At 64.3% G+C, this 5,681-nt stretch carries 4 protein-coding genes and 3 pseudogenes; 5 read left to right on the plus strand and 2 right to left on the minus strand.

Annotated features, from left to right (window positions below):
* Nucleotides 1-97, plus strand: a pseudogene (locus tag ACI8UR_RS12050) (RNA-guided endonuclease TnpB family protein); the annotation flags it as partial.
* 17 nt (nt 98-114) lie between these two features.
* On the opposite strand, the pseudogene ACI8UR_RS12055 reads toward ACI8UR_RS12050, so the two are convergent.
* A pseudogene (locus ACI8UR_RS12055) lies at nt 115-213 on the minus strand (TetR/AcrR family transcriptional regulator); the annotation flags it as partial.
* A gap of 145 nt (nt 214-358) precedes the next feature.
* Between ACI8UR_RS12055 and ACI8UR_RS12060 the strand changes: the two are divergent.
* From ACI8UR_RS12060 to ACI8UR_RS12075, 4 genes are all read left to right on the plus strand, one after another.
* Entirely contained in the window at nt 359-1,516 is a 1,158-nt protein-coding gene (locus ACI8UR_RS12060; protein WP_411714944.1) for a PGF-CTERM sorting domain-containing protein, read from the plus strand.
* 47 nt (nt 1,517-1,563) lie between these two features.
* A complete protein-coding gene (locus ACI8UR_RS12065; RefSeq protein ID WP_411714945.1) occupies nt 1,564-2,808 on the plus strand; it encodes a PGF-CTERM sorting domain-containing protein in 1,245 nt (414 codons plus the stop codon).
* A 102-nt stretch (nt 2,809-2,910) separates the two neighbouring features.
* Entirely contained in the window at nt 2,911-4,083 is a 1,173-nt protein-coding gene (locus ACI8UR_RS12070; RefSeq protein ID WP_411714946.1) for a carboxypeptidase regulatory-like domain-containing protein, read from the plus strand.
* 54 nt (nt 4,084-4,137) lie between these two features.
* Nucleotides 4,138-5,493, plus strand: coding sequence for an MFS transporter (locus ACI8UR_RS12075; RefSeq protein ID WP_411714947.1), 1,356 nt, complete (start codon nt 4,138-4,140; stop codon nt 5,491-5,493).
* Here the strand turns inward: ACI8UR_RS12075 and ACI8UR_RS12080 are convergent.
* Nucleotides 5,494-5,681 (minus strand): annotated as a pseudogene (locus tag ACI8UR_RS12080) (mannose-6-phosphate isomerase); the annotation flags it as partial.

Below are 5,681 nucleotides of genomic sequence, written 5' to 3' on the forward strand. Positions count from 1 at the left end.
GGAGACTGCGCTCCCTGTGGATACACCTGTGTCTGCAAAGCGCGTCGTGGAAACAGGAAGCCCCACCCTCAAGCGCGAGCCGTCAGGCGAGCGGTAGGGTGGGGTAGTTCACAGCTCGTCGGCGATATCCTGCATCGTCAGCGAGGCGTAGCCGTGCGCACAGAGGGCTCTGTACGTCGCCTCCATGATCCGCTCGCGCGTCTCCTCTACCATTATTGACTGACTAGTCAGTTAGGATTTAAATAGTTCGGGTTTTCGCGCCGGAGGCCGCCGCTCTCCCTTCGTTAGCGGCCATGGTAATATGTCTCACGAATGGCCACGAAATTTATCACTCGGGTCAGCGACATATTCGGTTGCAATGAAAGCTAGAGCAGCACTCCTATCGATGCTTCTGGTCGTCTCCCTCGTGGGGGCGGCCGCAGCGCCCGCCGCCGCCCAGGACGCGTCGGGCGAGGCGTACAGTGGTGCACACGTCCAGTTCGACGCAGGCAGCAGCTCCGTCGCCAACTACGCGGTCAACGGGGACGTCCTCGTCGAGAACGTGACGATACAGTCGTCCAGTAAGGCGCGCAGTCAGACCGGTGTCAACATCGACGCCGACCTCGAGACAGCGACGAACTTCCGCGGTTCGGGACTGCAGGTCGCCTCCAAGACCAGCGTGAGCGCCACCATCGCAGTCGAGAGTGGTGCCGAGATGCAGACCCACGACAACAGTCGCGGCGTCTTCCAGGTTCGCGCACAGGAGTCCGACCAGATGGTACGGGCCAACATCAGCGAGCGTGCCCAGGCCGAGTCCAAGGGCGACAAACGCGTCGTCGTGACGAAAGAGGATGGCAGCGAGGGTTCGTTCATCGTCATCGGTGACGGTGAAGTCGTCGTCAACGAACAGGGGAACGTCACCGCCGAGGTCAAAGAGGGCAGCCAGCTCGTCTACCGACAATACGATACCGGACGCGACGACGGCGATGAGAAACGGGAGCGGATGATCCAGAACGGCACTGCGACGGCCGAGGTGTACATCCAGCAGGCCCAACAGAGCGGCGAAGACAGCTCCGACGAGAGCCAGGAAGCGGCCGCCAGCGTCGTCGAATACGGCCAGGATACGTCCGTCGAGGTTACCTCCCAGAGCAAGAACAACGTCGAGATGGCTGTCGACCGTTCGCAGAGTCAGGGGAAGGTCGTGTTGACGACCGTCTCCGAGTCGGCCTTCGACAGCGCTGAGAACATCCAGGTGCTCGTCGATGGCGAGGCCGCTGCCCAGGCGGATTCCTACAGCGCCGTCGAGCAGTCGGCGATGCAGGGCGACCAGCCGCGCTACTACGTCTCCCAGTCGTCGAGTGCCAACGCCGCGGCCAACGTGGCTATCGGTATCGACCACTTCTCGACCCGGAACGTCCAGATGACGAGCGGTGACGGTGAGGGCGACACGTCCAACGGTTCCGGTGCCGGCTTCGGCGCGCTCGTTGCGCTCGCCGCCCTCGGCGCCGCCCTCGTCGGAACCCGCCGCAGGCAGTAATCCGAACGGCCAATAGACTTATTTTTTCCCGGCGGGTTTCGTCGGATATGCAGTACAGAGCAGCCCTGCTTTCGGTGCTTCTGTTCACCTCCCTCGTGGGGGCGGCAGCGGCACCGGCCGCAGGTCAGCAGGCGAGTGGCGAGGCGTACAGTGGAGCCCACGTCCAGTTCGACGGGGGCAGCAACGCAGTCACCGATTATGCGGTCGATGGCAACGTCATCGTCGAGAACGTGACGATGCAATCGTCGAGTGAGGTGCGAGGCCAGGCCGGGGTCGGCATCGACGCTGGCCTCTCGGCAACGACCAATATCAACGGCGCGAGTATCGATAGTCAAACGAAGGTCAGCGCGAGCGTCAGCCTCGGCTTCGAAAGCGGCGGTAACATGACTGCATACGACACCACTCGTGGCGTCGTCCAGTTCAACGCCGCCGAAGGCGACCAGGTCGTCAACGCCAAGCTCTCCTCGAACGCCCAGGCCGAATCCGAAGGCGACAAACGCGTCGTCGTGACGAAAGAGGACGGCAGCCAGGGTGCGTTCATCGTCGTCGGTGACGGCGAAGTCGTCGTCAACGAACAGGGGAACGTCACCGCCGAGGTCAAAGAGGGTAGTCAACTCGTCTACCGGCAGTACAACGACGAGCGCTCCCAGAAGGAGGAGGAAGCTGAACGGATGATTCAGAACGGCACCGCGACGGCCGAAGTGTACGTCCAGCAGGCACAAGACGACGGCGAGGATGCCGCCGACGAGGGCAACGAAACCGCCGTCGAAACCATCGAGTACGGTCAGGACACCACCGTCGAGGTCACCTCCCGGAGCAAGAACAACGTCGAGATGGCCGTCGAACGCTCCCAGAGTCAGGGGAAGGTCGTGTTGACGACCGTGTCCAAGGAGGCCTTCGAGAACGCCGAGAACATCCAGGTATTCGTCGACGGCAGCGCGGCCGTCCAAGTGGATTCCTACAGCGCCGTCGAGCAGTCGGCGATGCAGGGCGACCAGCCGCGCTACTACGTCTCCCAGTCGTCCAGCGCTGAGGCCGCTGTCGACATTGCAGTCGGTATCGACCACTTCTCGACCCGGAACGTCCAGATGACGAGTACGCAGGACGCAACGCCGACGCCGACGCCGACCGCCACCGATTCGATGGACGAATCGACGGCGACGACCACTGACTCGACGGACGAGTCGACGGCGACGGCAACCGATTCGACCTCGGGTGACGGTGCCGGATTCGGCGTGTTAGCCGCCCTTTCGGCCCTCGCTTCGGCGCTGTTCGTGCGTCGTCGTCGATAACCCACGCCCCGTATCGGATTTTTATCTGGCCGCTGAAACTAAGTGACACGGCGCGCAGGGAGATGTATGAACCGTTCGTTTAGCGTACTGTTTGCCACACTGATGGTTTGTTGGCTGCTGGTCGCGCCCGTCGGCGCAGTCGCACAGTCTGATTCCCAGGTGACGCTCACCGTCTCGGTCGTCGACCAGGAGGACGTCTCCGTCGGCAACGCCGAGGTCACCGCCACGTGGGACGGCGGCGAGACGACCCAAACCACCGCGAGCAACGGCCGTGTGTTCATCGATGTCCCCGAGGGTTCCGACGTGAACCTCACCGTCGAACACCCCGATTTCATCCGGAACGAACCGCTCCTCGTCGAAGACGCCTCCGAACAGGACGTGACGCTCCGCGTCTCGCTGAAGGGCCAATCGACCGTCACCGTCACCGACACCAACGGCGATCCGCTGGCCGACACCTCGGTCGAGTTCAGCCAGGGCGGCTCGACCGTCGCCGAGGGTAAAACGGACGAGAACGGTGAGTTCTCGACCGGTATCATCGAACAGGGCCGCTACCGCGTCTCGACGGTCAAGCCCGGCTACTTCCGCAACTCCAGCCGCGTCCGGGTCGGCGTCGACACCACGAAACAGTTCACGCTTGAACGGGGCTCCGTCCGCCTCGATGTCGAGGTATACGACGACCACTTCGAGGAGCCGAAAAAGCTGGACAACGCCCAGATTCGGATCAACGACGCCGAGGGTGAGGTCGCGAGCGTCCGCGCCTCCGGCGGCTCCGCCTCCATCAGCGTCGGCGTGAACACGTTGTACTCGGCCACCGTCACGAAGGAGGGGTACGTCGAGACGAAAGACAACTTCTACGTCCGTGAGAGCGACCGTTCGATAAACCTCACGACCCAGCGGGTGCCCACGCTCGTCGTCGAACCGCAGAACAGTCGCGTCGTCATCGGTGAGAACACGCGTGTGCAGGTCGTCAACGCCTACGAAGAACCGGTCGAAGGCGCCGAAATACGCTACGAGGGCGAGACTGTCGGCGAAACCGACGCCAACGGCGAACTCTCGGTGACCATCGACACCGCGGGGCCACAGGAGTTCCGCGCGGTGAAAGACGGTGTCGAAAGCGAGAACGTCACCATCGAAGGTATCGACCCCGACGCCAAGGACACCGAGGAGCCCTCGACACAGACGCCGACCGACACGAGCGCCGTCGGCGCCGGGCCCGGAGTCGGTATCGCTGCCGCCGCACTCGCCGCTGCGCTGCTGCTCCGTCGTCGCCGCTGACGCAGTCACCGACTCGACACTCATTTTATTGCTCCTCGTATCGACCCCGTCCGTATGAGTGACGCCGACGAGGCGAGCGCTCGGGCTACGCTCCGGGAGGTCATGGCGCTCGAACGCGACGTCTTCGTCCTCTCCGTCGCAATGTTCGCGTTCAGCCTCGGCTTCCAGATGACGAGTCGGTACGTCCCGCGCTACATGTCGGTGCTCGGCGCCGGCGCGGTCGCAATCGGGCTGTTCGGCACGTTCGGCAATCTCCTTAGCGCCGTGTATCCGTATCCCGGCGGAGCCGTTTCCGACCGTATCGGGTCACGCTTTGCGCTGACGCTTTTCGGCCTCGCCTCGACGGCCGGCTTTCTCGTGTGGCTGTTCGCCGACGCCTTCGGCACCGTCGCCGTCCCAGCCGTCGGCACGACCGTCGAGGTGGCCGGCCGCGAACTCGTCGTCGGCTGGCTCGACCCGGCGACGATTCCGGTCGGCATCTTCCTTGGGTTGGTGTTCGCACAGGCCTGGAAATCGTTCGGCCTCGGGGCCACCTTCGCCATCGTCAAGCAGACCGTCGAACCGGAGCGGCTGGCGACCGGGTTCGCAAGCACCGAGACGTTCCGCCGGACGGCGTTCCTGCTCGGCCCGCTGTTCGCCGCCGGCGTCCTCACCGTCTTCGCCTTCGAGACGGGCTTTCGCGTCATCCTCGCGGTCGCGGCCGCGTTCGGTTTCGCCGCGACGCTCGCCCAGCATTTCCTCTATGACGCCTCCGGCGACACCCTCGGAAAATCGTTCGAGGGCGTCTCGACGGTTGTCTCCGATCTCCGGTCGATGCCGCCGGAACTGCGGCCGCTGCTCGTCGGTGATACGCTCGTCCGCTTCGCCAACGGCATGGTCTACGTCTTCTTCGTCATCGTCGTCACGGAGTTCCTCGCCGTCGGCGTGACGTTGCCCGTCGTCGGCCGCCTCTCGCCGGATGCGTACTTCGGCGTCCTCCTCGCTATCGAGATGCTCGTCGCGTTGCTCGTGATGGTGCCCGTCTCGCGGCTCTCCCGCCGGGTTGGCCTCAAGCCCGTCGTCGCTATCGGCTTCGCAGTCTACGCCGTCTTCCCCGCGCTGCTCATCAGTGCGCCAGAAAACGCCTTCGCCCTCGCCGTTCTCTTCGCCTTTTCGGGCCTTCGCTTCGCCGGCCTGCCAGCACACAAGGCGCTCATCGTCGGGCCGGCACGGGCAGGAACGGGCGGCCGCGTCACCGGGTCGTACTACCTCCTCCGGAACGTCCTCGTTATCCCCTCGGCCGCGCTCGGGGGCGCCACCTACGCAGTCTCGCCCGAGGCGGCCTTCGGCACGGCGACGGTCATCGGCATCGTCGGCACGGCGCTGTTCCTCGGTTTCGGTGCGGAGTTCGAGGAAGCGGTGGCCGACTGATCACTCGATTCGGTCGAGCTCGGTTCTGGTTCGTTCGTCTTCGACGTTGCCGGTGTTGCGCGTCTCCGTCGGCTCGAAAAGCAGGAGCTCGGCTTCCTCGTCGGCGACGGGACGGTGTTCGACACCGGCCGGAACGACGAGGAACTCGCCTTCCGACAGCGTCACATCCGGCTGGTCTTGAAACTCGA

Origin of the sequence: Natronomonas sp. (assembly GCF_047616845.1) — an archaeon.
GTDB lineage: Archaea > Halobacteriota > Halobacteria > Halobacteriales > Haloarculaceae > Natronomonas.